We start from the raw sequence: 26280 nt of genomic DNA on the forward strand, positions 1-26280 counted from the left end.
CTGTGACGGAGGGGTACGGCGCGAAAGGGGCGGATACGGGTGCTACGGGTGCACAGCGGGGCGGATGGTGGAGAAGGCGCCTCAAATGCACCAGGAGACGACCCGTGTGCTCCCGCGCGCCGTGATCAGGAGGGTTGGGAGAGATCGTTCACCAGAACGGCTGCGCCGTCGAACTGACCTGCGGCGAGATCCCGCAGCGCCTGCGGGGCCCGCGACAGCGGATACGTGTGCGTCGTCGCCCGTACGCCCAGCCGCGCCGCCAGGGTCAGGAACTCCCGTGCGTCGGCACGCGTGTTGGAGGTGACGCTGCGTACCTGCTTCTCGTAGAACAGTTCGCTCTCGTAGTTCAGCGGCGGTACGTCGCTGAGGTGGATCCCGGCGACGGCCAGCACCCCGCCCCGGTCCAGCGCCCGCAGCGCCACAGGGACGAGCTCGCCGACCGGTGCGAAGAGGATCGCGCCGTCCAGCGGCTCCGGAGGCGCCTCGTGGACGTCCCGCGCCGAGGCCGCCCCCAGCTCCAGCGCCAGCCGCCGTGCCGCGGCTCCCCGGGTCATCACATGCACCCGCGCGCCCTGGGCCAGTGCCACCTGCGCGCACAGATGGGCGCTGCCCCCGAAACCGTACAGCCCGAGCCGCCCGCCCGGCGGCAGCGCGGTCCGCCGCAGCGCCCGGTAGCCGATGATGCCCGCGCACAGCAGCGGCGCGAGCGCCACCTCGTCCACCCCGTCCGGCAGCGGATGGGCGAACGCGGCCGGCACGGTCGTGTACTCGGCGTAGCCGCCGTCGGCGTCCCAGCCCGTGTACGACGACCCCGGGCACAGGTTCTCGGCGCCCCGGGCGCAGTACGCGCACACCCCGCAGGTGCGCCGCAGCCAGGCCACGCCCACCCGGTCGCCCGGCGCGAACCCGCGCACCGCGGCACCCCGCCCCGCCACCTCCCCGACCACCTCGTGCCCGGGCGTCACCCCGGGCCGCCGTACCGGCAGATCGCCCTCGGTGACATGCAGATCGGTCCGGCACACCCCGCAGGCGCGCACCCGCACCAGCAGTTCGTCGTCGCCGGGCGCCGGCACCGGCCTGCGCACCAGCCGCAGCGGCTCCCCGGTCACAGGCCCCGGCTCGGTCACCGACCACGCGCTCATCGTGCCGTCCGCCATGACCCGCCCCGTCCTGCCGCCGGACCGTCCCCTCCCAGTGTGGGACGGACGGAGGCGTTCGGCGCGCGCGCCGACGAGCGGGTGACTAGCGTGAGGATCCGGACAGAGTCGTCTCTTCGGAAGGGCCGCCGACATGGCCGTACAACCAGAGGGAACCCCGTGCTGGGCCGACGCGATGTTCACCGACGTCGAGGGCGCCAAGAACTTCTACGGCGAGGTCCTCGGCTGGACCTTCGGCGAGTCGTCGTCGGAGTACGGCAACTACACCCAGGCCTACGTCGACGGCAAGGCGGTCGCCGCGGTCGTCCCGCCGATGCCCGGCCAGGAGGGCCAGTCGCAGTGGTGTCTGTACTTCGCCTCCCCGGACGCGGCGGCGACGGCGGCCAAGATCCGCGCGCACCACGGCGAGGTGCTGATGGAACCGATGCAGGTCGGCGACTTCGGCACGATGTGCCTGGCGCGGGAGCCCAGCGGCGCGGTCTTCGGCGTCTGGCAGGCGGGGACCCACGAGGGGTTCGAGGCCGAGGCCGTCCCCGGCGCCTACGGCTGGGCCGAGGTCTTCACCCGTGAGCCCGACCGGGCGGACACCTTCTTCTCCTCCGTTTTCCCGTACACCGCCCAGCAGATCGAGGACGACAACGTCGACTTCCGCATGTTCAACGTCGGCGACACCACGGTCCTCGGCCGGATGCGGATGACGGACGAATTCCCGCCCGAGGTGCCGTCCTACGTCAACGTCTACTTCATCGTCGGCGACTGCGACGAGGCCGTGGCGAAGGCGACCAAGCTCGGCGGCGTCCTGCGCTTCGGACCCATGAGCAGCCCCTTCGGGCGGTTCGCGGCCCTCAGCGACCCGCAGGGCGCCAACTTCTCGGTGATCGACCTCACGACCACCGAGGGCGAGCTGCCGAAGACCAGGCCGGTCTGACCGGACCCCGCGCCCGGCCATGGCATGATCGAGCCCATGCGTGAACGTGTGGTGGCCGCGTGCGACGGGGCTTCGAAGGGGAACCCGGGACCGGCCGGCTGGGCATGGGTGGTCGCCGACGACGCGGAGAGCCCGGCCCGCTGGGAGGCGGGCCCGCTCGGCAAGGCCACGAACAACGTCGCCGAACTCACCGCGCTGGAGCGCCTGCTGGCCTCGACCGACCCGGGTGTGCCGCTCGAGGTGCGGATGGACTCGCAGTACGCGATGAAGGCCGTCACCACCTGGCTGCCCGGTTGGAAGCGCAACGGCTGGAAGACCTCCGCGGGCAAGCCGGTCGCCAACCAGGAACTCGTCGTCCGCATCGACGAACTGCTCGACGGCCGCGCGGTCGAGTTCCGTTACGTACCCGCCCACCAGGTCGACGGCGACCCGCTCAACGACTTCGCCGACCGCGCCGCCAGCCAGGCGGCGAGCGTCCAGCGGGCGGCGGGCAGCGAGCAGGGCTCCCCGGAGCCGCCGCCGTCCCCGGACACCCCGAAGCAGGCCCGCACCGGCGGGGCCAAGTCACCCCGCCGGAGCGGCGGTTCGGCCACCCGCAGTGGTGCGTCCGCCCGCACGATCAAGGCCAAGTTCCCCGGCCGCTGTGTGTGCGGCCGGGGCTACGCGGCCGGCGAGCAGATCGCCAAGAACGCCCAGGGCTGGGGTCACCCCGAGTGCCGGACGGCCGAGGCCTGACCGCCTGACCGCCCGATCAGACGTCGAACGTGTAGTGCGGGGTGTGGTCGAGCAGGGCCGCCGGGGTCGTGTCGTTCCAGGGCTTCATCGTCTCGTTCAGATCCACGACGTCCGGCGTCCCGCCGCCCGGCAGGTACGCCGACCCCGGGTGCCGGCGCCGCCACTCGGCCCACAGCTTGTCGATGTAGGCGTGGTGCAGCCAGAACACCGGATCGTTGGGGGAGACCCCGGTCGCCATCTGTCCGCCGACCCAGACGTGCACCCGGTTGTGCAGATTGACCCCGCGCCATCCCTCCAGATGGTTGCGGAAGCCGTCGGAGCCGCTGTTCCAGGGCGCCATGTCGTACGTCGACATCGCCAGCACCGAGTCGACCTCGGCCCGCGTCGGCAGCTCGCGCACGCTCGTGCCGAGGGACCGGCGCAGATAGGTGCGGCCGTCCACCCGGACGTTGATCGGCCACTTCCCGGCCGACGCGGCGAACGGCCCGTCCATCACCTGCCCGTCCCGGCTGCGCCCGGTACCGCCGAGGAAGTCCGGCGCCCACAGCGAGGAACGCGCAGAGCGGTCGGTGGACCAGTCCCAGTACGGCAGCGCCACCGACGTGTCCACCGACTGCAGCGCCCGCTCGAACTCCAGCAGGAATCTGCGGTGCCACGGCAGGAACGAGGGCGAACGGTGGCCCGTGCGCTCGCCGTTGTCGGTGTCGCCGAGAATGAACGCGTTGTGCGTGGTGACGAAGTCGTCGTAGCGGCCGCTGCGTTTCAGTTCGAGGACGGCGGCGACGAAACGCCGCTTCTCCTCGGCGGTCAGGGACGCCTGGTTCTTGCGGACGGTCATGTGCGGATGCTCCAAAGAGGCGTGCGGGAAGGTCAGTTGGCGGGCGATGTGGGGAAGGGCAGCAGCCGGGCGCCCTGCAGTTCGTCGACCGCGGCCCGGGCGGCGGCCCTCGGGGTCGGCACCGGGGCGTAGTGGCTGACGACGCTGATCCAGGTGCCGTCGGCGTTGCGCATGACGTGCAGTTCGACGCCGTCCACGGACACGGCGTAGCCGCCGCCGTGGTGGTGGCCGCCGGCCGAGGACGGCCGGCCCTGTATGCGGCGGCCCCGGTAGACCTCGTCGAAGGCGGCGGGGGAGTCGTGGTGCGCGTCGTGGTCGTGCGCGGGGGCGCTCGCCCGGGCGGCGGCGGGGACGGCGAGCGCCGTGGCGCCGGCGAGGGCGGTCGCGGCGGTGAGCGCGCGACGGCGGCTGAGGTCGGGCATGCGGGATCTCCTGAGGTGCGTTCGGGTGCCGACCCGGCATGCCTATCGAGGACATCGGGGGCGGGAGAAATCGTTCGGGACCGGTTGGCCGTGATCCGGACAATCACTTACATGTCGTGCAATCTTGAACCAAGATGATCTTGGCGCGTCAGGGGTCGGGGCGGGGCCGGAACGGGCAATTCCTTTCCGTGGAGCATCACCTTCCGGTGATCTTTCGCGCGGGGACGCACCGCCCGTGGTGTGGCTCACGTGCAGAAAGTGGCGGAAACCGGGAGACGGGACGTCCCGGGAGGGGGTCCCCGCACTGCTACTCTGCGTCGTCAATCCATCACGTCTGGTCATTTCAAGGGGTGTGCGTGAAGGTCGCCTGTGTCGGCGGCGGGCCCGCCGGCCTGTATCTCTCCGTCCTGCTCAAACTGCAGGACCCGTCCCACGACGTCACCGTCCTCGAGCGCAACCCCGAGGGCTCGACGTACGGCTGGGGCGTCACCTACTGGCAGGGGCTCCTCGACAAGCTCCGCGCCCGCGACCCCGAGTCGGCCCGCGCGATCGAGGAGCACTCGGTCGTGTGGAACCAGGGCGTCGCCCACGTACGGGACCTGTCGACCCGCAGACCCGGCGACGAGGGCCACGGCATCGGCCGCCACAAACTCCTGGAGATCCTCGCGGAACGCGCCCGCGCACTCGGCGTACGGCTGGAGTTCGAGTGCGAGGTCACCCCGGACGACCTTCCGCACGCGGACCTGGTCGTGGCCGGGGACGGCGTCCACAGCGCCCTGCGCACCCGGCACGCCGACCACTTCGGCGCCGAACTCGCACCCGGCCGCAACTCCTACGTCTGGCTCGGCACCAGCAAGGTCTTCGACTCCTTCACCTTCGCCTTCGTGGAGACCGAACACGGCTGGATCTGGTGCTACGGCTACCCCTTCAGCACCGCGCAGAGCACCTGCGTCATCGAGTGCGCCCCCGAGACCTGCGCCGGGCTCGGCCTGGACCGGGCGAGCGAGGCGGACGGCCTGGCCCTGCTGGAGAAGCTCTTCGCGCACATCCTCGACGGCCACCCCCTGATCGGCCGGGCCGCCGCCGACGGCGGCTCCCCGTGGCTGACCTTCCGCACCCTCACCAACCGCACCTGGCACCGCGACAACCTGGTCCTCCTCGGCGACGCCGCCCACACCACCCACTACTCCATCGGCGCCGGCACCACCCTCGCCCTGGAGGACTCGCTCGCCCTCGCCGACGCGCTCGCCGCGAGCGACGGCGTTCCACGGGCCCTCGCCCGCTACGAACACGAACGCCGGACCGCCCTGCTGCCCCAGCAGAGCGCCGCCCGCTACAGCGCCCAGTGGTACGAGAACCTCACCCGGTACATCGACCTCCCCCCGGAGCGGATGTTCGCCCTGCTCGGCCAGCGCCACTCGCCCCTGCTGCCGTACGTCCCGCCCCAGCTCTACTACCGCCTCGACCGGGCCGCAGGACAGCTGGAGGCGCTGCGCCGGTTCAAGCGCTGGCTCGGGCCGAAGATCGCCCGCAATGCCCACACCAGGGCCCTGGCGGCCCGGAAGTAGCACCCGCCGGACCCTCGGAAGGGCGTCGCCCACTTGGGTGAATGTGAATTCACTGCTACGGTGAATTCACATTCACCCATTCTTCGCCGCTGCGCCGGCCGCTGGAGTCCCCATGGCGTCGCCCGCTCCGATATCCGCCCCGACTAGGGAAGACGCCGGCCCGAGAGCCCGGTTCGCGATCCCGGTCCTGGCCTACTGCGGGATTCTGATGGCGGTCATGCAGACCGTCGTCGTCCCCCTTCTGCCCGACCTGCCCCGGCTGACCGGCGCCTCGCCCGCCGCGGTCTCCTGGATGGTGACCGCCTCCCTGCTCTCCGGCGCCGTCCTCACCCCGGTGCTCGGCCGCGCCGGGGACATGTACGGCAAGCGACGGGTCCTGCTGCTGTCCTTCACCCTGATGGCCACCGGCTCGGTGATCTGCGCGCTGACCTCCGAGATCGGTGTGCTCATCGCGGCCCGCGCCCTCCAGGGCGCCGCCTCCTCCGTCGTACCGCTGTCCATCAGCATCCTGCGCGACGAACTGCCCGCCGAGCGCCGGGGCTCCGCGATCGCGCTGATGAGCTCCACGGTCGGCATCGGCGCCGCGCTCGGCCTGCCCGCGGCGGCCATGGTCATCCAGTACGCCGACTGGCACACGATGTTCTGGGTCACCGCCGCCCTCGGCGCCACCGGCGTCGCGCTGATCCGCTGGGCGGTGCCGGAGTCGCCCGTGCGCGAGCCCGGCCGGTTCGACGTGTCGGGCGCGCTGGGACTCGCCGTCGGGCTGGTCTGTCTGCTGCTCGCCGTGTCCCAGGGCGGCCAGTGGGGCTGGGGCAGCGCCAGGATCGTGGGCCTCTTCCTCGCGGCCGTCGTCGTCCTCGCCCTGTGGTGGTGGCGGCAACTGCGCGCCGCGCGGCCGCTGGTGGATCTGCGGCTGGTGTCCCGGCCCCGGGTCGGCCTCTCCCATGTGGCCGCGCTGCTCACCGGTTTCGCGTTCTACGCCAACTCCCTGGTGACCGCCCAGCTGGTGCAGGCGCCCAGGGCCAGCGGCTACGGCCTCGGGCTCTCCATCGTCCAGACGGGCCTGTGCCTGCTGCCCGGTGGCGTCGTCATGCTGCTGCTCTCCCCGCTCTCCGCCCGGATCTCCGCCGCCCGGGGTCCGCGCGTCACCCTCGCGCTGGGCGCCGCCGTCATCGCCGTCGGATACGCCGTACGCATCGCCGACAGCCGCGATCTGTGGATGATCATGGTGGGCGCGACGGTCGTGGCCACCGGCACCACGCTCGCCTACTCCGCGCTGCCCGCCCTGATCCTGCACGCGGTGCCGGCCGGGCAGACCGCCTCGGCGAACGGCGTCAACGTCCTGATGCGCACCATCGGACAGGCCGTCTCCAGCGCCGCCGTCGCCGCCGTCCTCGTCCACCACACCGGCCTCGTCGGGGGCGCCCCGGTGCCCACCCTGCACGGCTACCTGCTGGCCTTCGCGATGGCGGGCGCGGTCGCCCTGGCGGCCTGCGCGGTGGCGCTGACCATCCCCGGCGACCCCGACCCCGACCCCGACCCCGACCCCGAGTCCGAGGCCGCCGGCCCCGCCCGCGACCGCACCCCCGCCACCGGGGACGAGGCGATGGAGGGAGCATGAACACCGTGAACACCACACCCGGTACCCGTGCGACCGCGGGCGCCTCGCCCGCCCCCGCCCGCCGAGACGCCGAGGCGACGAAGGCGGCCATCCTGCGGGCCGCCCGGCATCTCCTCGCCCGCCACGCCCACGCGGACATCACCCTCAAGGCCGTCGCGGAGCGGGCCGGGGTGAGCCCGCCGCTGGTCCTGAAGTACTTCGGCAACAAGGACGCCCTCTTCGCCCGCGTGATGTCCTTCGAGGAGGACGCCGCCGCGCTCCTCGACGCCCCCGTGGAGGACCTGGGCCGGCACATGGTCCGGCATGTCGTGGTCGGCCAGCGCGAGCGCGGCGCCGACCCCGTCCTGCGGATCGCGTTCGCCCCCCTGCACGGCGACCACGGCGACATCCTGCGCGCCAACTTCCGCACCCAGGTCACCGAACGCCTCGCCGCCCGCCTCGGCGGCCCCGATGCGCGCAACCGCGCCGAACTCGCCCTCGCCACCCTCCTCGGCCTGGGCGTGATGTTCGGCATCGCCCGGGGCGAGGCGCTGCGCGCGATGCCGGTGGAGGAGATCGTCGACCGCTACGGCCCGACGGTCCAGGCCCAGCTGACGCCCTAGAGGGCGGTCACGGGAACAGCCGCTCGTGCAGCGGGGCGCGGAACACCCGGTGCGGGTCCAGCCGCTCCAGCGTGGCCGCGGCCTCGCCCCACGCCGCCGTACCGAACGACTCCGGCACGACCGTCCCCAGCACCTCCTCGTCGCTCCAGGCCGCCTCGTCCGTGTACCCCCACCCCTTCGACCACTCCACCCGGGTGAGGGCGTCCGTCCCGTCGTACGCCGACAGCAGGAACCGCTCCAGTTCCCGGAAGAACGCGTCGGCGTACGGCGTCCCGGGCAGCGTCAGCACGTCCAGCCAGACGGCGGTGTCCCACTCGGGGTGCCCCGGGTCGGGCCGCAGCGCGGACAGCGACGGCGCGCGGGCACCGGCGAGGCCGGCCTCCGCCGGGTCGTCCAGCCCGGTGACCCGGATCTCCACCGAGCCGTTCACGGGGAAGCGCCCCAGTGCCGCGTACGCCGCGAGCCGCTCCCGGTAGAACGCGGTGAACTCGGCCACCACCCGCTGCACCTGGTCCCGGCCGGTCAGCACCGCGTACCCGTTGGCGTGCACCCGCAGCGTGGTCGGCCGGATGTACAGCAGGGTGTTCTTCGAGGGCCCCCAGACGTCCGCCGACAGCGTCGCCACCAGCCCCAGCGAGGCCGCGTCGAGCTGGGCGTTGCCGAGCACCGGCGCCAGGTACCAGGCCGCGTCCGACACCATCCGCCCCGCGAGATCCGCCACCACGGTCGGCACGTTGTCCGAGAAGGGGTAGGGGTACGGCGAGGTCACGCGCCGCGAGGTGAGCGGCTTCGTCGGCTCGACCGACCACACCTTGAACCAGGGGAACTCGGTGAACGCGAACCAGATCGCCTCCACCCGCCCCTCGGCCTCCAGGAAGCTCGCCAGCGTCCGCCCCCGGGCTGCGCCGGGCGCCGCGAACAGTTCCTTCGCCGGGATGTCCGTACGGCTCACACACCGCAGGTCGGCGTTCGCCCCGACCCGCAGCACCACCTCGGTCACCAGTGACCGCCCGAGATGCGTGAGCAGCGCGGCGCAGTCCGCCTCGTCGCGGTGGAACGTCCGCAGCGCGTACGCCCCGGCGCCCGCGTCCCACACCACCGCCGTCAGCTCCAGCACCCGGTTGCTGAGCGAGCCGTACGTCTGCCCGGGCGGCCGCTCCTCGTCCCGCGCCGCAACCGCCGTGCCGTGCGCGTCGATCGCCAGCGCCCCGCCCAGCGTGAGGTCGCCGGGCGCGGGCGAGGCGGTGACCCCGAGTCCGTGCCCTTCGAGGAAGGTGAGCAGCGTCTCCAGCGTCACCCCGGTGCCGACGCGCACCGCGCTCGCCGAGTCCAGGGACAGGCCGGTGAGATGAGGGCCGGTGTCGACCAGCAGGATCCGGGCGTCGGCGGGCGTGTCCGCCGGGACGGTCAGCGGCGACCAGCCGTGCGAGGAGCCCCGGGCCCGGACCGTCCAGCCGTGCCGCCAGGCCCAGTTGACGACGTCGGCCACCTGCTCCGGGCCGGCCGGCGCGCACGCCCACAGCCCGGTCACGGTGATCTCGCCGTCCCAGTTGCGGTATGCCGTGCGCGAGAGCGCCACGCCCGCCGGGAAATCGGGCAGTTGCTCCGCCGCGACGGCCGGATCGGCGGCCACCAGGACGGGGACGGCGGCCAGCGCGGCGGCGGAGCGCAGAAAGCCGCGTCGGGTCCAGGAGGGGTCTCCCGGTCGGAAGTTGCTCACTGAACGATCAGTCACGGGCACACGCTAGGCGTCCGTCGACATCCGATCCCCGTCCTTCGAACACGATCACCCATGTGAGTGAACGATTCGCCTGTCTCCCTGCGCCCGGGCCGGAGCCGCCGATTCCGCGCCGGGCCTGGACGGATGACAGACTGACGCCATGGAAGAGCGCGAATTCGGCAGGTCCGGTCAGCATGCGTCCGTCGTCGGTCTCGGCACCTGGCAACTGGGCGCCGACTGGGGAGACGTCGACGACAAGGAAGCCCTCACGGTGCTGGAGACTGCGGCCGAGTCGGGGGTGACCTTCTTCGACACCGCCGACGTCTACGGCGACGGGCGCAGCGAGCAGACCATCGCCACCTTCCTCGGCAGTCGCCCCGACCTGCATGTGCTGGTCGCCACCAAGATGGGCCGACGGGTCGAACAGATCCCGGAAAACTACGTCCTGGACAACTTCCGCGCCTGGAACGACCGCTCCCGCCGCAACCTCGGCGTCGACCGCCTCGACCTGGTGCAGCTGCACTGCCCGCCCACCCCCGTCTACTCCAGCGACGAGGTCTTCGACGCCCTCGACACCCTCGTCGAGGAGGAGCGCATCGCCCACTACGGCGTCAGCGTGGAGACCGCCGCCGAGGCCCTGACCGCCATCGCCCGCCCCGGCGTGGCCAGCGTCCAGATCATCCTCAACCCGTTCCGTATGAAGCCGCTGCACGAGGTGCTCCCGGCGGCCCGCGAGGCCGGCGTCGGCATCATCGCGCGCGTCCCGCTCGCCTCCGGCCTGCTGTCGGGCAAGTACACCAAGGACACCGTCTTCCCCGAGAACGACCACCGCACCTACAACCGGCACGGCGAGGCCTTCGACCAGGGCGAGACCTTCTCCGGCGTCGACTACACCACCGGCGTCGAGGCCGCCGCCGAGTTCGCCGCCCTCGCACCCGAGGGGTACACCCCGGCCCAGCTCGCCCTGCGCTGGATCGTCCAGCAGCCCGGCGTGACCACGGTGATCCCGGGCGCCCGCTCGCCCGAGCAGGCCCGCGTCAACGCGGACGCCGCCCGGCTGCCCGCGCTGTCCGAGCAGACCCTGACGGCGATCCGGGACCTGTACGACCGGCGGATCAAGGAGCAGGTCGAGACCCGCTGGTAAGTCGGGACCCGCTGGTAAGTCGGGACCCGCTGGTAAGGGGAGATCCGCACGTTTGAAGATCGGCGGCCCGGGTTACCCGGGTCGCATGGATCCGGCAGAGCGTGGCACGGGCCGCGACGAGACCCCGGAGGAGCGGGCCGACCGCATGTGGGTCGACCTCATCCAGGAGGTTCGGGTGGCCCAGACCGGCGTCCAGATCCTGTTCGGATTCCTGCTCACCGTGGCGTTCACCCCGAAGTACACCACCCTGAACGACACCGACCAGGCCATCTACATCACCACCGTCGTCCTGGGCGCCTCCGCCACCGGCGCCCTGATCGGACCGGTGTCCCTGCACCGGCTGGTGTCGGGCCGGCGCATCAAACCGCGGGCCGTGGCCTGGGCCTCCCGGCTGACCTTCGTCGGCCTGCTGCTGCTCCTCGCCACCATGACGTGCGCACTGCTGCTGATCCTGCGCGTCGCGACCCACGGCGACCACGTCGTCTGGCTGGTCGTCGCCGTGGTCGCCTGGTACCTGCTGTGCTGGTTCGGCCTGCCGCTGTGGGCCCGCTTCCGGCACACGTCGAAGTGAGAACACGTCGAAGTGAGAACACGTCGAAGTGAGACGGTGGAGACGCCGTACGGCTATTCGGCCGCCCCGGCGGCCGGGCGCGCCCCGCGCAGCGACGCGATGCAGGAGCCGATCGCGTGCTGCAGCTCCTCCAACTGCTGCACCATGTCGTCCTCGTAGAACTCCTGCGCGTCGTCGAAGGTCAGTTCCTCGAACACCTTCGTCGCCCGCTGGAGGCTGCTGTAGAACTTGGTGCGCCGCTCCTGGACCCGCAGCTCGGGGTCGGCCTCCACGGTCTCCACGACGAGGTTCTTCATCGTGTCGTACGCCTCGGACGCCCACTCGCCGGCGTCCTCGCCCTCGTCCAGCTCGTCGATCAGCGACAGATGCCGCTCGGCCTCCCGGCGCAGCTCCACCGGCGCGTCGATGGTCTGCCCCGCGGGCGTCTTCACCTGGCCGGACTCGGCGATCTGGCGGACGTACCCGATGCGGTCGGCCGAGCGGCTCTCGGTCGCCACCGCCTTCTTCAGGTCGTCGGTGCGCACGACGTCCCGGGCCAGCGCGGACTGCAGCTCCGGGTCCTCCTTGATCCGGTCCAGGAGCGCGGTGCGGGCCGCGCGGGCCGTGGAGGGGTCGGCGAGGATCGCGGCGCGCAGGGCCGTCGGGTTCTCCGCGACCTCCAGCGCCTTCGTCGGCCGGATGCCCTCCGCCTCGGCGGCCTCGCTGATCGCCGTGCCGCGCTCGGAGGTGGCGCTGTTGCGGGAGACGTAGTACGCGAGCCAGACGTCGGCGTCCGGCAGCTCCACCTCCTGGCCCGGCGCCAGCTCCTCGAACTGCGGGACGAGCCCGTCGTCCGCGGCCCGGTCCCACGCCTTGTAGTAGCGCATCACCCGCTCCGGCGAGCAGCCCGCCAGCTCCGCGAACTCCTTGGCCGACACCTTCGGCGTCTCGTCCGCGCCCTGCCCGCCCGGGCGCACACTGCGCGCCACCAGCAGGGCGAACGCCCAGCCTCCGGTGCGCGCGTACACTCCGAACTCCCGCGCGTCACGCGCCACGAGGTCGGACAGGGGTGCGGGGCCGTCCTCGGCGGACGTCTCGGGCAGGTCGATCGCCAGGGTCACGGATGGTCTCCTCGGGAGGCTGCGGGACGGACATGCGTGCAGAACCGCAGCCTATATGGACCCGTTGACGAGGGTTTGCCACCCGGCGCAACCGCCCGCCCGACACGGCGATGCCGATCGGCGGCGGCGTGTCGGGCAGGTCCCACGGGCGCGCCGAGTCCATGTCGTAGTGCCCGCCGTGCCGGGTCACGTGCCCGCCCTCGAACAGGGCGCGGATGATCTCCACGGAGAGTGGCCCTGGGAACGCAGCCAGGGGAAGTAGTGGTCCGAGGTCACCGAGAAGTCGCACCACACGCCCCGAATCTCCGGCCGTCCGAGAGGGAAACGGGTCGACCGGGTCAGGAGGGCGAGCCCGGTCGGAACGTGTCGAGGAACGTGTCCAGGGCCTGCCGGTTGGCGGCCTTGTCCCAGTCGGCGGCGGGCGTCGTCCAGCGCAGGGAGAAGCTCCGGCCGCCGCCCAGGAGGAAGCCGCGCCCGAAGGTCCGCGTCCGGGTGCCGTCGACGTCGACGATCCACTCCATGTCGGCGGCCTTGTACCCCTGGTACGTCGTCGCCTCGATGTCACCGATCCGCCGGAAGCCGTCCTGCTTCTTCAGCGACGGCTCCACCTCGTCGCGCCAGACGGCCACCGGGTCCGGACCGGCCTGCGTGCTGTACGTCACCGCCAGCGTGCGCGGATCGCCGTCCGCGCCGAAGGTGACCCGGTACGCCACATCGCCCTGCTGCTGGGTGTCCACCCGCTTCCACCCCTTGGGCAGCGCCACCGAGAAACCCTCGGGGGCGTGGTAGACGCGGAAACCGTCGGGAAGGGCGTCGATCGAGGCCGCCGGGGAGGACGGGGCGCCCGACGGGGTACCGGACCGCGAAGGCGTGGCGGAGCCGCCGGCGGCGGGCGTGCTCGGCGCCGGTGTGGCTCTGTCGCCCGCCTCGGCGTCCTCCCCGGAAGGCCCGGTGGACACCGACGGCTGGGCCTGGGCGCCACCGGCCGCGGTGTCGGCGGTGCCGGGCAGCTGGTGGGTCACGGCGAGCGCGGCGACCGCGACCGTGACGACGGCCAGCGCCGTCCCGGCGGCCATGGCCCGCCCGCTCCACTGCGGTCCGATGTGCCGGGCCGCGGCACACGCCCGCCGCAGCCGGGGCGTCGGCAGGATGGTGTGCGGGTCCTCGTCCAGCACCCGGGCGAGCGCCTGACGGACCGTCGTCCGGGTCAGCCGTTCCCGGGATTCCTTGCGCAGCAGGCCCTGCACGGTCGCGGTGAGCGGGCCCGCCCGCAGCGGGGTGCGCAGCGGCAGCCGGTCCACGCCCCGCAGCGTGCTCTCGGGCCGGTCCCGGTCCCGGTACGGAGGGCGCCCCTCGAGCAGCGTGTAGAGGATCGCGCCCAGCGCCCAGAGGTCCGCCGCCGGGCCGATCCGCTCGTCACGGGCCTGTTCCGGGGAGGCGTACGACGGTGCCGCCAGCCTCGGGACGAGTGTCGCGCCCGCCAGCCCGAAGCCGGTGACCACGAGCGGGCCCCGGGCCCGTACGAACACCTGGCCCGGGCTGAGCTCGCCGTGTGTGATGCCCTCGCCGTGCGCGGCCTCCAGGACATCGAGCAGCTGCAGTCCGATCGTGGCCGCCCTGCCCGGGCCGAAGGGGCCCTTCTGGTCCATCAGCTGACCGAGCGGCAGTCCGTCGATCCACTCCGTGACCGTCCACAGGGAACCCCCGTCCACCGTCGCGTCGACGACCGTGGCGATCCGGCCGGGGCACACCTGGGCCATCGTCTCCGACATCCGCATCACCCGGTCGGCGGCCTGGCACGCCTCCTCCTCGCCCAGGTCGGACGGCAGACCGACCCGGGTGACCAGGCACGGCCGCGCCCCCTGCACGTCCTCGCCGTACCAGCTGACCCGATTGGTCTCGCGGTGTACGACGTCGAGGAGCCGGTACCTTCCGGCGACCAACTCGTGCGTGGAGACATGCGCCTTGACCATGGTCATCCTTCGCTGAACCCCCGGTGTTCTCCCTTTCCCAGAAGTACGGGGGACGCGTGGGGGTCCGTTCAAATGGACCACGACTCCGGCGTGATTGCTGTCTTTTATTCAAGGATGCCGGTCGTATGTGCGAGGAAAAGAAATTACCGGGGGCCGTCCGGGCGTGTAACCAGGGGTAAACAAGATCAGGACGGTCTGATCGGGCTCCGGCGAAAGCGCTCTCGGAGGTCACGGCGCATTTCGGCCGGATACCGTCACGGGGGATTTCTCCTTTGCCGGTCAGGCGCCGAAGAGCTGGGTCCAGTAGGTGCCCGACGGGCCGCCGCCCGCGTAGCCGACGCCGATGTGGGTGAAGGCGGGCTTGAGGATGTTGGCGCGGTGGCCGGGACTGTTCATCCAGCCCTCCACGACCTCGGCGGCCGAGCGCTGGCCGCAGGCGATGTTCTCGCCGATCGTCCGCCGGGTGGAACCCGCGGCGGCCGCCCGGTCCCAGGGCTGGGTGCCCTCCGGGGAGGTGTGGGAGTAGAAGGCGCGCGCCACCATGTCCGCGCAGTGCGCCTGCGCGGCGGTGGCGAGCCGCGCGTCCACGGCGAGGGGCCGCAGCCCCGCGCGGGTCCGCTCGCGGTTGGTGAGGTCCACGACCTCGGCGGTCGTACGCGCCAGACCGTCCGCGGTGAGGGGGCTCGCCCACAGCGCTGTCCAGTACGTGATCCCGCCGCGGGGGTCCGTCGCCTGCGCCAGGGCGACATGGGTGAACGCCCGGTCCCGCAGGGTGCGGCTCGCCTGGTCGGTGCGCAGGCAGTAGTCGACGAACTCGGCGGGGGAGCGCGGCCCGGAGACCAGGTGCTCGCCCACGGCGAGATACGTGTATCCGGCGGCCGTGACCCGTTGGTGCAGCGAGACGCCGTCCCGCCCCTCGCTCCCGAGCCGACCGGCCTCGGCCATGGCGGAGGCATGCGCCCGCGCGGCCGACGCCAGCCGGGCGTCGAGCGAGACGGGCGGCGAACCGGCGGCGGCCCGGGCCGGGTTGACGAGGGCCAGGAAGCCGTCGGGGTCGGCGGACGGGGTGTGCGGCGCCGGCGCGAGGAGGCCGTGCCCCGGGGTCGGGGTGTCGTCGAGGACGTCCACGCCGAAGTCCCTGGCCAGCCCCGCCAGGCCGTCCGCGTAGCCCTGACCGAGCGCCCTGAGCTTCCACGACGGGCCCCGCCGGTAGACCTCCGCGAGGAGCAGGACCGTCTCCTGGCGCGGGGCGGGCGGGGCGAACCGGGCGAGTTCACGGCCACGGGAATCGGTGACCTGGAGGGTGGGGGCGGGCAGCCGGGCCGGCGGGGTGCCCGGTTCGGCGGCGCTGATCACCACCGTCACCCGGGTGGCGCCGGCGCGCAGCCGGCCGGGCTCCAGGGTGAGCGTGTCGCCCCGGAGCGCCGCCCCGGGTGCCGTCGGCTGGTTGTAGAACACGAAGTCGGCGTCACCGCCGACCTTCCCGCTGTCGTCCGTCACCAGGGCGCACACGTCGAAGGGCCCCGGCACCCGAACGGCGAGAACCCCACCCGGAAGGGTCAGATTGCCACCGGGAACCAACTCGCTCATCCTGCCGCCCTGATGTCATCGCCCCCACCTCACCGGGGCGGTGCCAGGACAACGGCCGCCCGACGCACGGGGTTCCCGCCCCGCCGGAGGTCCTCGGCCGTATCCCGTGGGGCAGTGGTCCGACGGTGGGTCGGGGGCTTGCCGCAGAATGTCGGGTCGAGGGTGCGCAGCATCGCCGTATGGACCTTTGAGCTGTTGGAGGCGTTGGCGAGGGCGGTGAGGGTGCGGTGGCCGTCGGACGAGGTGAACGCGTAGGTGTAGTAGCCCTGTACGGCGCCCGTGTGCCCGTACACCCAGACCCCGCAGGACAGCTTGCGGCGCCGCAGCCCGAGGCCGTAGGACTGGGTGGCGCCCGCCGGGACCCAGCGGCGCATCTCCTTCAGCGCGCCGGCCGACATGAGCCTGCCCCGCAGCAGCGCCGACAGGAACGTGTCGAGATCCTCGGTGCTGGAGATCAGGGCGCCCGCGCTCTGCGCCCAGGACACCGTCTGCCGGGTCGCGTCGACCAGCGCCCCGCCCGGTGCGTCCGGCGTGAGATAGCCACGGGTGTGCCGGCCGGGGATCGCGGTGTCGGGGTGGACGTAGAAGGTGTCGTGCAGCCGGAGGGGCTCGATGACGCGCCTGCGGTACGCGGTGGCCACCGGCTGCCCCGTCAGCTTCTCGATGAGCAGTCCCGCGACGACGAAGTTGGTGTTGGAGTAGGAGTAGGCGCCGCCGGGCGAGGTCGTGCGGGCGTGGCGCAGGGAGCGGTCGATCAGTTGGCGGTAGGTGAACACCTTCGTACGGACCGCCTCGAAGCCGGAGACGGACCGGGCGAACAGATCGTCGCTGTAGTCGTACAGGCCGCTGCGGTGGCTCAGGACATGGCGGACCGTGATCCGGTCGTCGGGGAGCAGCCCCGGAAGATAGCGGTCGACCGGCGCGTCGAGCGACAGTCGGGCCTCGTCCACCAGTTGCAGGAGGACGACCGCGGAGAACGTCTTGGTGACGCTGCCGATGCGGAAGCGGTCCGCGGTGCTCAGCGCCCGGCCCGTCCGCCGGTCGGCGACTCCCACGGCGACCTTGTGCACCGTGCCGTGGTCGTCGAGCCGCGCCATGGCCCCGGGCGCCCCCTGGCCCACCGCCGTGCGCAGCACACCCCGCAGACCGGTCAGGTCGGGTTGCGGCAGGCCCGTGGCGGCGGCCGGCCGCCCGGGCGCGGCCACCGTCGGCGCCGGCAGCAGGGACAAGGCCGTGGCAGCGGCGCACACCGCCGTCGAGAGGCCGCCGAGCCGTCTCCGCCGGCGGGTCGGCGATGCGAGATCCGTCACATGCACCCGGGGGAACCTCCTGCCGTCGTGTCACATCTCCACAGGCGACGCACAGTTCGGCGCTCGCCGATCACCGTGCGTCTCGGATTCGCCAAGTATCGCCATGTAAGCCCCGCAAAGCGATGATTTCGGCTTTACATGTGCATGACGCATCCGTAAGGGTGGGCCTCCGGGGCCCGACCAGCCCCTTGGCGCCCAACGGCGCCATGTCTCACGGCGGTTGGGGAACCCACGCCGCCTGAACGAAGGAACCCTCACCTTTGCGTAGCGCACCCATACGCATGCTGGCGGTCGCCGTCGCCGTCACCACGGCCGCCACGGGCCTGGCAGGCACGGCCTTCGCGGGCCCGTCCGCGGGGGAGACGCGGGCCACGACCACCGCCGACGCCCAGGGCACCGCCGTCGTGCGGGCCGCCCGTGCCGCCGCCTTCGCCCACGCCTCGGCCACCGGCGTCGGTCAGGACGACGCCCTTCAGCCGCAGGACGTGCTGATCGACCCCGAGGGCGCCCGCCACGTCCGGTTCGTCCGGACCCACCAGGGCATGCCCGTCCTCGGCGGCGACCTCGTCGTCCACCTCACCAAGAGCCTCGCCTACGCCGGTGCGACCCGCGCCGCGGACCACAAGGTCGCGCCCGCCACCGTGCGGGCCGAGCTGACGGCCGCCGAGGCCGAGGCCAAGGCCGCCGCCGTGGCCAAGGGCGACGCGGGGACCGCCGAACTCGTCGTGGACGCCCGCGGCGGCGCCTCCGCGCTCGCCTACCAGGTCCAGGTGACCGACAGCGACACCACCGAGGCCGGCGGCTCCCGCACGGTCGTCGTGGACGCCGTCACCGGCAAGGTGCGCAGCAACACGCCCGACAGCGACGAGTTCCTCTCGCCCGGCCTGGTCGACACCCTGCGCGAGCGAGGCGAGACCCTCGACCCCGCCACCGGCATCGCCCCGCTGTCCGCCCGTCTCACGGCGGCCCCCTCGGCAGCCGCCCGCTACCCCACCACCGCCAAGGGCACGGGCAGCTCCCTGTTCGTCGGCAAGGTGCCGCTCACCACCACCCGCACCGCGGCCCGCAGCTATCTGCTCAAGGACCCCACCCACTGGGGCACCGAGACCCGGGACGCCAAGAACAAGGAGCAGGAGAACTTCGCGCGCGGCACGAAGTTCACCAGCACCACCAACAAGTGGGGCAACGGCGCCCTCTCCAGCCGCGCCAGCGCCGCCGTCGACGCCCAGTACGGCGTCATCCAGACGCTGGACTTCTACAAGAAGACCTTCGGCCGCAAGGGCATCGAGAACAACGGCAAGGGCGCCCGCGCCATGGTCCACTTCGGCAACAAGGTGGCCAACGCGTTCTGGGACCCGGCCTGCGACTGCATGCTGTACGGCGACGGCGACGGCGACATGTTCAAGAAGCCCCTCGTCGTCCTGGACGTCACCGGCCACGAGCTCACCCACGGCGTCGTCGACGCGACCGCCCGCCTGGAGCCGACCTTCGTCGACGGAGACGGCAACCAGTACGGCGAGCCGGGGTCGCTGAACGAGTCCCTCGCGGACATCTTCGGCTCCAACGTCGAGTTCAGCGCCAACAACCCCAAGAACCCGCCGAACTACCTCGTCGGCGAGAAGCTCGGCCTGGACCAGAAGTTCCTGCGCCGCCTCGACCGGCCGTCCCTGGACGTCCTCGAGGGCGCGATCGACTACTGGTCGCCCGAGACGTACTACACCGAGGTCCACGCCGGCTCCGGCGTCTCCTCGCACGCGTACTACCTGCTCGCCGAGGGCAGCGGACGGAAGAAGATCGGCGCGGTCACCTATGACTCGCCGACCTACGACGGCGCCGCGGTGAAGGGCATCGGCCGGGCCAAGGCCACCAAGATCTTCTACCGTGCCCTGACCCGCTACATGGTCTCCACGACCGACTTCCACGACGCGCGCCTCGCGACGCTGAGGGCGGCCCGGGACCTGTACGGCCGGGACGGGGTGGAGTACAAGACGGTGGACAGGGCCTGGGCCGCCGTCAACGTCACCGCGGCGAACGTGCCGCCCGCCGTGCGCTGACGGCTCCGGCCGGGCCGATCCGGCTCCGTCCCGTCAGTAGTCGGGGCAGAGGTTGGTGTGCACGGCGTCGACGATCCGTGTGCTCTTGACGCGGCCGAAGCCGTCCGGGTGACCGGGAGAGACGAAGCGCTGCATCGCGGCGCCGATCTGCTCCTCCCGGTCCCCGGGGTGGTCGTGGATCGTGGCGCACTGGTCGCGGCCGCGCTCGACGGCCTCGTCCTCCTTGTCGTGCACGATGTCCGGGTCGATCGCGGTGAGCGCCCGCACATAGGCGCCCTCGCCGTCACGGTCGGGGCGCGGCGGCAGCGCCGCCTTGCCCTTCGCCGCCTGACGCGTCGCGGAGGGCGACGTGGCGGCCCTGGAACTGCCGCCCGCCGCCTCCGGAGTGGCGGAGGCCGCACCGGAGGCGGCGGGGGACGGCGTTCCGGCCGGTGCCCGCGACCCCGCCGACGGGGCCGTGGTGCCCACCGCGGGCGTCTGCTCCCCTGCCGCCGGTTCCTTGTGGCTCGCGGCCGGATCCCCCGAGCCACAGGCGGTGAGTACGGCGACGGCGAGAGCGCAGGACGCCAGAGCGGCTGCGGTGGTGCGGTGGTTCACGGGTCTCCTGGTGCCTGCGGTACGACGGCTGAGCTCCGTGAGCGTATGGGCAGCTTGTATGCCCGCGAGGGTCGTTCACCCCCGTTGCCGGGGTGGCGAAGAGGTGCCGGGGGGCGCACGCGCCGAGCCGGAGCGCCCCTACCCCCGCCGCAGGATCTGCGCCCAGTCCGCCGGCACCCGGCCCGCGGGGCCCGGGGACGGCTGGTCCGCCGGGTGGCTGGCCGGGGGCGCCAACTCCGGTCCGGAATCGTAGAGTTCATCGGTCGAGTAGTCCCAGAACCACTCCTCGCCGGGCTCGAAGCTGCGCACGATCGGATGCCCGGTGGCCTTGTAGTGGGCGGTCGCGTGCTGGGCGGGGGAGGAATCGCAGCAGCCGATGTGGCCGCAGCTCGCACAGCGTCGCAGATGGAACCACCAGCCCCCGACCGCGTCGCAGTCCACACAGCCGCTGCCGCTCGGCGGGACGGACGGGTCGATGGCGTCGGCTTCGGTCATACGGCTTCCTCCGCGGGCTGGGACTCGGGCTGGGACTCGGGTGCGGGCGCGGTCAGGGGCAGCAGGACCTGGAAGCGGGTGTCGCCCGGCGTCGACTCCACCTGGAGGCTGCCGTGGTGCTTGTTGACGATGATCCGCCAGGAGATGTCCAGACCGAGACCGGTGCCCTCGCCGACCGGCTTGGTGGTGAAGAACGGGTCGAAGATACGGCTGCGGATGTCCGCCGGGATGCCGGGACCGGTGTCCCGGAACTCCACCAGCAGCCGGTCGCCCTCCCGCGCCGTGCGCACGGTCAACGTACCCGCGCCGCCCGCGCTGTTGACGGCGAACACCGCGTTGTCCACGAGGTTCGTCCACACCTGGTTCAGCTCCGCCGGATAGGCGGGCACCTCCGGGAGCGTGCGGTCGTACTCCTTGACGACCTCGATCCGCTGCCCGATCTTCCCCGACAGCATCAGCAGCGTGCTGTCGAGGAGTTCATGGACGTCCACCACCCGGTAGGGCGCCCGGTCCAGCTGCGAGTACTGCTTGGCCGCGTCGACCAGATGCGAGATCCGGGTCGTCGAGTCCTCGATCTCGTACATCAACAGCTCGGTCTCGATGGTGTAGTTCAGCCAGCCGACCGCGTTCGGCAGGATCTCCGGGGCAACGGCCGCCGCGACCTGCTCCAGCCAGTCGACGTCCAGTCCGGCCTGCACGAACACCGGCGCGTACTGCCAGCCGTAGTCCATGCCGTGGTCCTCGAGCCACTCGGTGAGCGCGTCCTCCCGGTCCGAGGCCTCCAGAGGGCTGAGCGACGGCGCCTTCGCGACCCGCTCGGCGGTGCGCTCCTGGACCTCGATCAGACTCGCCAGCGCGTCCCGGGAGAAGGGCCCTTCGGCGATCAGCGCGAGCTTGTGCCGCATCTTGGCGACCCGCTCCCGCAGCGTCGCCGTGGCCCGCACGGCCGCCGCGGCCGGGTTGTTGAGCTCGTGCGTGAGTCCCGCCGACAACGAGCCGAGCGCCAGCAGGCGTTCCCGCTGCCCGATAGCGGCCTGGGTGTTCTTCGTACCGAAGAACAGGCCCTCCAGCAGATGCACGGCCATCGGGAACCAGTCCCGCATGATGTCCGCGAACACGTCCGCCGGCACCACGAAGAACCGCGTCGGCTCCGTCACCCGCATCGAGTTGTTGTAGACCTGCCGCACCCGGTCGCCCAGATACGCCTGCATGGCGCCCGCGTACACCCCGCTCTGCGAGGTGCGGGTGACCTCCACGTCGTCCCCGCCGACCCGCCGCGACAGCACGACCGTGCCGTCGATCATCACATAGAAGCAGGTCGCCGGATCGCCCTCGGCGTACACCGGCCCGGGCTCGAACTTCTCCACCCGCCCCTCGGCGCACAGCCGGCCCAGTTGCTCCGGGGTGAGCTTCTCGAACAGGAACAGCGAGCCGATCTCCGCCGGGCTGCACGGCATCCGCCGCCCGCTCACGACTGCTCCAGATACCGGTGGACGAGCATCACTGCCATGGCTCCCTCTCCGACGGCGGACGCGACCCGCTTGGCCGACTCGGCGCGTGCGTCGCCCGCCACGAACACGCCGGGAATGCTGGTCTCCAGGTGGTACGGCGGCCGGTCCAGCTCCCAGCCCGCCGGCGGCCGCCCGTCCGCGGTGAGATCGGGCCCGGCCAGGATGAACCCGCGCTCGTCGCGCAGCACGGTCCCGTCCAGCCAGTCGGTCAGCGGGGCCGCGCCGATGAACACGAACATCCACTGCGCGTCGACGGATTCGGTCTCGCCGTTCTCCACGTCCCGCAGCGTCAGCCGCTCCAGCCGCCCGTCGCCGTGCGCGGACTCCACGACCGTGCCGGTGCGCACGACGATGTTCGGCGCCTCGTCGATCTGCTGGATCAGGTAGTACGACATCGACGCCGCCAGCGACTCGCCGCGCACCAGCAGCGTCACCGACTTGGCGCCCCGCGACAGATACATCGCCGCCTGCCCGGCCGAGTTGGCGCCGCCCACGATGTACACGTCCTGGTCCTGGCAGGAGGCCGCCTCGGTGAGCGCCGAGCCGTAGAACACCCCAGCGCCGGTCAGGCCGTCGCAGCCCGGCGCCGCGAGCTGCCGGTAGGACACACCCGTCGCGAGGATCACGCTGTGCGCGGCCACCGCCGAGCCGTCCGAGAACCGTACGACCCTCGCCGACCCGTTGACCTCCAGCCCCGTCACCTCGCGCGCGGTGAGGATCTCGGCGCCGAACTTGGTCGCCTGCCGGCGCGCCCGGTCGGTGAGCTGGGCCCCGGACACGCCGTCGGGGAACCCGAGGTAGTTCTCGATGCGGGAGCTCTGCCCGGCCTGCCCGCCGGTCGCCGACCGCTCCACGAGCACCGTCCGCAGCCCCTCGGAGGCCCCGTACACCGCCGAGCCCAGTCCCGCCGGACCGCCGCCGATGACGACCAGGTCGTAGAACTCGGCCGCCGGTGTCGTCGCCAGACCCACGTGCGCGGCCAGTTCCGGCGCGTCCGGCTCGACCAGCGGCGTCCCCTCCGGGGTGATCACCAGCGGCAGCCGCCGCCCGTCCGCCCCGGCCGCGGCCAGCAGCCGTTCCCCCTCGGGCTCGTCGGCGGAGTACCAGCGGTACGGCACCTGGTTGCGCGCCAGGAACTCCCGTACGTCCGAGGAACGCGCCGACCAGCGGTGCCCGACCACCTTCGTCGCCGGCACCGGCCGGTAGTCGCTGGCCCGCCAGGCGTCCAGCAGGTCGTCCAGGACGGGGTAGAGCTTCTCCTCCGGCGGATCCCACGGCTTGAGCAGATAGTGGTCGAGGTCGACGACGTTGATCGCGTCGATCGCCGCGTTGGTGTCCGCGTACGCGGTCAGCAGCACGCGCCGGGCGCCCGGGTACACGTCCAGGGCCTGCTCGAGGAACTCGATGCCGTTCATCTGCGGCATGCGGTAGTCCGCCAGGATCACCGCCACCAGGTCGCCGCGCAGCTTCAGCTCGCGCAACGCCTCCAGCGCGGACTCGCCGGACTCCGCCCGCACGATCCGGTACGCGGCGCCGTAACGGCGCCGCAGGTCACGGGCGACGGCACGGGAGACCCCCGGATCGTCGTCCACGGTCAGGATGACGGTCCGCGCGGTTTCGGCGGCCTGTGTCATACGTCTCCCACCCCGAGAGCGGTCAGGACTCGCCGACGCGCGGCGAACCCCGCGCCGGCTCCGCCCATCGTATGTTCGATCGCCCCGGTCCGCTCAGGGATACCGCGGAGCGTGCGCTCCCGGTTCAGGACGGGGCACGCACCGTCAAGGCGACCGCCGCGCCGCCAGGACGCAGAACTCGTTGCCCTCCGGATCGGTCAGCGTCACCCACGGCTGCTCGCCCTGCCCCACGTCTGCGTGCCGTGCCCCGAGGGACAGCAGTCTGCTCACCTCGGCCCGCTGGTCGACCGGCCGGAAGTCCAGATGCAGCCGGTTCTTGACCTGCTTGCCCTCCGGGACGGGGACGAACAGCAGGCCGGGCAGCCGGTCCGGCGCGGGCCGGATCTCGTACTCGTCGGGCGCGTTGTTCACCACCACCCAGCCGAGCGCGTCCGCCCACCAGCGCCCGAGCGCCGCCGCGTCGTGCGAGTCCACGATCACCTGTTCCCATTCCAAGGTCATGACGGGCAGCGTAGTGAAGACTGGCCCGGTACGAGGTGATCACGACACAGGAGGCAGTGCGATGACGGGCCCGATCACGGCAGGGGTCGACGGGACGGACGAGAGCCTCGCGGCGCTCGCCTGGGCGGCGCGGGAGGCCGTACGGCGGGACACGGCGCTGCGCGTGGTGCACGCCTGGAGGCACCGGCCCGACAGCGCGCCCGGGGCCGCCGACCGCGACGCCCATCGGGCCTGGGTGGGCGAAGCCGTCGAGCGGGCGGTCGCCACGGTCACCGAACGGCACCCGGGGCTGACCGTCACCACCGACGTCCTGGAGGGCCACCCGGTCGAGACGCTTCTCGCCGCGGCGGCGGACGCGGAGTCGCTGGTGCTCGGCTCCCGCGGGCACGGCCCGGTCGTCGGGTTCCTGCTGGGGTCGGTCGGCCAGCAGGTGATCGCCGAGGCCGCCCGCCCGGTCGTCCTCGTCCGCGCCGGCGACAAGCCCTCGTCCGAGGTGGCCGGGCACGAGATCGTCGTCGGCCAGCAGGGCGAACCCGAGGACAGCGCCGCCGCGCTGCGCTTCGCCTTCGAGACCGCCGCGGCCCGTGGGGCGAGCGTCCGTGTCGTGCGCGCCTGGTCGCTGCCGCCGGTGTTCGCCTACAGCCCCGGCTCGCTCAAGCTGCTCGACGAGGCCGGCGGCCTGGAGCCGTTCGAGAAGAAGGCCCTCGACGACGCCGTACGCCCGTGGCGGGAGCGCTTCCCGGACGTGCACGTCGTCGAGCACATCGAGATGGGCAGCGCCGGGCAGGTACTGCTGTCGGTGGCCGGACGGGCACAGTTGATGGTCGTCGGCCGGCGCGCCCACCGCACCGCCGTGGGCGCCCGCATCGGCTCCGTCGCGCACGGCGTCCTGCACCACGCCGACTGCCCGGTCGCCGTCGTCCCCCACGACTGACGATCTGCAGGAGCCTCACCCGCACCCCGGCTCACTCGGGCACGGTCGGCTCCAGCGTCTCCCGTGCCCTGGGCAGGATGTTCACCAGGTAGTCCTCGACCGCCGTGTCCAGCCCGATGTCGTGCTGCGCCTGCTCCGACAGATACCAGCGGTGCTCCAGCAGCTCGTGGTAGATCTCCGCCGGATCCATCGAGCCGCGCAGCTCGAACGGCACGGCGCGCACGGTGGGCCGGAACACGTCCCGCACCCACCGGTGTGCCAGCACTTCGGGCCGGGCGGCGAGCGGGTCGCCCGGCGCGTAGTCGTCCTGGGTCGCCATCCAGCTCTCCAGGTCGTTCAGCAGCCGCCGGGCCTGGTTCTCCTCGGTGTCGAGGCCGGTCAGCCGCAGCAGCTGCCGCTGGTGGTGGCCCGCGTCGACGACCTTCGGCACGAAGGTGACGGTGTCGCCGCCCGGGGAGTGCTCGATCTGCATCTCGGCGACGTCGAAGCCCAGGTCGTTGAGCCGGCGGATGCGGCGCTCGATGTAGTGGTACTTGCCCGCCGGGTACACCGAGGTGCGGGTCAGCTCCTCCCACAGCGCGCCGTAGCGGGCGCAGATCTCCATGCCGAACTCGATCGGGTCCACCGACGGGTGGAGCGCCCCGGACGCCTCCAGGTCCAGCAGCTCGCCGCTGATGTTGACGCGGGCGAGGTCGAGGTCGTACTCCCGCTGCCCGGGGCTGAGCTGCGGGTGCAGATCACCGGTCTCGGCGTCCACCAGATACGCGGCGTAGGCGCCCGCGTCCCGCCGGAACAGCGTGTTGGACAGCGAGCAGTCGCCCCACGCGAACCCGGCGAGATGCAGCCGCACGATCAGCACCGCGAGGGCGTCCATCAGCCGGTGCATGGTCGCCGGACGCATGGTCGTCTCGAACATCGACCGGTACGGCATCGAGCCGCCCAGATGCCGGGTGACCAGCACCGACTCCAACGGATCCCCGGCGCCGTCGGTACGCCCGGTGACCACGGCCAGCGGATCGACGGCGGGGATGCCGATCCGGTCCAGGTCGCGCAGCAGTTCGTACTCGCGCAGCGCCGGGCGTTCGGCGAGTTCCTTGACGGCGATCACCTCGTCACCGGCGCGCGCGTAGCGCACCACGTGGCGGGAGATGCCGCGCGGCAGCGGGACGAGGACTTCCTCGGGCCAGTCCTCCAGGGGCACGTCCCAGGGCAGCTCCAGGAGGAGGGCCGGGTGCTCCGGATTCGTGGCGCTGATCTGCAAAGCCATGGCCTGAC

General features: G+C 72.5%; 23 protein-coding genes and 1 pseudogene. 9 read left to right on the plus strand and 15 right to left on the minus strand.

Annotation, left to right across the window (positions count from 1 at the left end; genetic code table 11):
- Window positions 1-125 precede the first annotated feature (125 nt).
- Window positions 126-1142, minus strand: coding sequence for a zinc-binding alcohol dehydrogenase family protein (locus ABZ464_RS45250; protein ID WP_359287813.1), 1017 nt, complete (start codon window positions 1140-1142; stop codon window positions 126-128).
- Between the two features lie 148 nt (window positions 1143-1290).
- Here ABZ464_RS45250 and ABZ464_RS45255 point away from each other — a divergent pair, with 148 nt between their 5' ends.
- Together ABZ464_RS45255 and ABZ464_RS45260 are read left to right on the plus strand one after the other, a co-directional pair.
- A complete protein-coding gene (locus tag ABZ464_RS45255; protein WP_359287781.1) occupies window positions 1291-2085 on the plus strand; it encodes a VOC family protein in 795 nt (264 codons plus the stop codon).
- A gap of 24 nt (window positions 2086-2109) precedes the next feature.
- The gene (locus ABZ464_RS45260) at window positions 2110-2820 is read left to right on the plus strand and encodes a ribonuclease H (protein ID WP_359287782.1); all 711 of its coding nucleotides are present in this window, start codon (window positions 2110-2112) and stop codon (window positions 2818-2820) included.
- 16 nt (window positions 2821-2836) lie between these two features.
- Here the strand turns inward: ABZ464_RS45260 and ABZ464_RS45265 are convergent, their stop codons facing one another.
- Both ABZ464_RS45265 and ABZ464_RS45270 read right to left on the minus strand, forming a co-directional pair.
- On the minus strand, window positions 2837-3658 hold the full coding sequence (locus ABZ464_RS45265; RefSeq protein ID WP_359287783.1) for a tyrosinase family protein: 822 nt from the start codon (window positions 3656-3658) through the stop codon (window positions 2837-2839).
- Window positions 3659-3690: 32 nt separating this feature from the next.
- On the minus strand, window positions 3691-4080 hold the full coding sequence (locus ABZ464_RS45270; protein WP_359287784.1) for a tyrosinase cofactor: 390 nt from the start codon (window positions 4078-4080) through the stop codon (window positions 3691-3693).
- A 356-nt stretch (window positions 4081-4436) separates the two neighbouring features.
- Between ABZ464_RS45270 and ABZ464_RS45275 the strand changes: the two genes are divergently transcribed.
- The 3 genes from ABZ464_RS45275 (at window position 4437) to ABZ464_RS45285 (ending at window position 7871) form a co-directional block, all read left to right on the plus strand.
- The gene (locus ABZ464_RS45275; RefSeq protein WP_359287785.1) at window positions 4437-5648 is read left to right on the plus strand and encodes an FAD-dependent monooxygenase; all 1212 of its coding nucleotides are present in this window, start codon (window positions 4437-4439) and stop codon (window positions 5646-5648) included.
- Between the two features lie 112 nt (window positions 5649-5760).
- Window positions 5761-7269 carry an MFS transporter gene (locus ABZ464_RS45280; RefSeq protein WP_359287786.1) on the plus strand — a complete coding sequence of 503 codons (1509 nt, stop codon included), beginning with the start codon at window positions 5761-5763 and terminating at the stop codon, window positions 7267-7269.
- A complete protein-coding gene (locus tag ABZ464_RS45285) occupies window positions 7266-7871 on the plus strand; it encodes a TetR family transcriptional regulator (protein WP_359287787.1) in 606 nt (201 codons plus the stop codon). The genes ABZ464_RS45280 and ABZ464_RS45285 overlap by 4 nt, the downstream gene beginning before the upstream one ends.
- A gap of 7 nt (window positions 7872-7878) precedes the next feature.
- Here the strand turns inward: ABZ464_RS45285 and ABZ464_RS45290 are convergent, their stop codons facing one another.
- Window positions 7879-9606, minus strand: a complete 1728-nt coding sequence (locus tag ABZ464_RS45290) for a cholesterol oxidase substrate-binding domain-containing protein (protein ID WP_359287788.1) — start codon at window positions 9604-9606, stop codon at window positions 7879-7881.
- Between the two features lie 145 nt (window positions 9607-9751).
- On the opposite strand from ABZ464_RS45290, the gene ABZ464_RS45295 reads away from it, so the two are divergent.
- Together ABZ464_RS45295 and ABZ464_RS45300 are read left to right on the plus strand one after the other, a co-directional pair.
- Window positions 9752-10735 (plus strand): aldo/keto reductase, encoded by a 984-nt coding sequence (locus ABZ464_RS45295; RefSeq protein WP_359287789.1) that lies wholly within the window; start codon window positions 9752-9754, stop codon window positions 10733-10735.
- 85 nt (window positions 10736-10820) lie between these two features.
- Window positions 10821-11306 (plus strand): DUF6328 family protein, encoded by a 486-nt coding sequence (locus tag ABZ464_RS45300; RefSeq protein ID WP_359287790.1) that lies wholly within the window; start codon window positions 10821-10823, stop codon window positions 11304-11306.
- 53 nt (window positions 11307-11359) lie between these two features.
- Here ABZ464_RS45300 and ABZ464_RS45305 read toward each other — a convergent pair whose 3' ends face one another.
- The 5 genes and pseudogenes from ABZ464_RS45305 to ABZ464_RS45325 all read right to left on the minus strand — a co-directional run bounded on the left by ABZ464_RS45305 (window position 11360) and on the right by ABZ464_RS45325 (window position 17174).
- Window positions 11360-12406 carry a hypothetical protein gene (locus ABZ464_RS45305; protein WP_359287791.1) on the minus strand — a complete coding sequence of 349 codons (1047 nt, stop codon included), beginning with the start codon at window positions 12404-12406 and terminating at the stop codon, window positions 11360-11362.
- Between the two features lie 97 nt (window positions 12407-12503).
- Window positions 12504-12748, minus strand: a pseudogene (locus ABZ464_RS45310) (hypothetical protein); the annotation flags it as partial.
- Window positions 12745-14385, minus strand: coding sequence for a protein kinase (locus tag ABZ464_RS45315; RefSeq protein WP_359287792.1), 1641 nt, complete (start codon window positions 14383-14385; stop codon window positions 12745-12747). The pseudogene ABZ464_RS45310 and the gene ABZ464_RS45315, both read right to left, overlap by 4 nt.
- 273 nt (window positions 14386-14658) lie before the next feature.
- Complete coding sequence (locus tag ABZ464_RS45320) at window positions 14659-15969, minus strand: CAP domain-containing protein (protein ID WP_359287793.1); 1311 nt, start codon at window positions 15967-15969, stop codon at window positions 14659-14661.
- Between the two features lie 29 nt (window positions 15970-15998).
- Window positions 15999-17174 carry a serine hydrolase domain-containing protein gene (locus ABZ464_RS45325; protein WP_359287814.1) on the minus strand — a complete coding sequence of 392 codons (1176 nt, stop codon included), beginning with the start codon at window positions 17172-17174 and terminating at the stop codon, window positions 15999-16001.
- A gap of 386 nt (window positions 17175-17560) precedes the next feature.
- Here ABZ464_RS45325 and ABZ464_RS45330 point away from each other — a divergent pair, with 386 nt between their 5' ends.
- Window positions 17561-19333, plus strand: coding sequence for a M4 family metallopeptidase (locus ABZ464_RS45330; RefSeq protein ID WP_359287815.1), 1773 nt, complete (start codon window positions 17561-17563; stop codon window positions 19331-19333).
- Between the two features lie 33 nt (window positions 19334-19366).
- On the opposite strand, the gene ABZ464_RS45335 is transcribed toward ABZ464_RS45330, so the two are convergent.
- The 5 genes from ABZ464_RS45335 to ABZ464_RS45355 all read right to left on the minus strand — a co-directional run bounded on the left by ABZ464_RS45335 (window position 19367) and on the right by ABZ464_RS45355 (window position 24071).
- Window positions 19367-19930, minus strand: coding sequence for a hypothetical protein (locus ABZ464_RS45335; RefSeq protein WP_359287794.1), 564 nt, complete (start codon window positions 19928-19930; stop codon window positions 19367-19369).
- A gap of 138 nt (window positions 19931-20068) precedes the next feature.
- A complete protein-coding gene (locus tag ABZ464_RS45340; RefSeq protein ID WP_359287795.1) occupies window positions 20069-20425 on the minus strand; it encodes a UBP-type zinc finger domain-containing protein in 357 nt (118 codons plus the stop codon).
- A complete protein-coding gene (locus ABZ464_RS45345) occupies window positions 20422-21882 on the minus strand; it encodes an ATP-binding protein (RefSeq protein ID WP_359287816.1) in 1461 nt (486 codons plus the stop codon). Before ABZ464_RS45345 ends, ABZ464_RS45340 begins: the two co-directional genes overlap by 4 nt.
- Before the next feature lie 11 nt (window positions 21883-21893).
- Window positions 21894-23570, minus strand: a complete 1677-nt coding sequence (locus ABZ464_RS45350) for an FAD-dependent oxidoreductase (RefSeq protein WP_359287796.1) — start codon at window positions 23568-23570, stop codon at window positions 21894-21896.
- A gap of 144 nt (window positions 23571-23714) precedes the next feature.
- The gene (locus tag ABZ464_RS45355; protein WP_359287797.1) at window positions 23715-24071 is read right to left on the minus strand and encodes a VOC family protein; all 357 of its coding nucleotides are present in this window, start codon (window positions 24069-24071) and stop codon (window positions 23715-23717) included.
- 61 nt (window positions 24072-24132) lie between these two features.
- On the opposite strand from ABZ464_RS45355, the gene ABZ464_RS45360 reads away from it, so the two are divergent.
- A complete protein-coding gene (locus ABZ464_RS45360) occupies window positions 24133-25005 on the plus strand; it encodes a universal stress protein (protein WP_359287798.1) in 873 nt (290 codons plus the stop codon).
- A 31-nt stretch (window positions 25006-25036) separates the two neighbouring features.
- Here the strand turns inward: ABZ464_RS45360 and ABZ464_RS45365 are convergent, their stop codons facing one another.
- Complete coding sequence (locus ABZ464_RS45365; protein ID WP_359287799.1) at window positions 25037-26272, minus strand: DUF4032 domain-containing protein; 1236 nt, start codon at window positions 26270-26272, stop codon at window positions 25037-25039.
- Window positions 26273-26280: the final 8 nt, after the last annotated feature.

The sequence above is a fragment of the Streptomyces sp. NPDC005820 genome (assembly GCF_040630255.1).
In the GTDB taxonomy this organism is placed as follows: Bacteria; Actinomycetota; Actinomycetes; order Streptomycetales; family Streptomycetaceae; genus Streptomyces.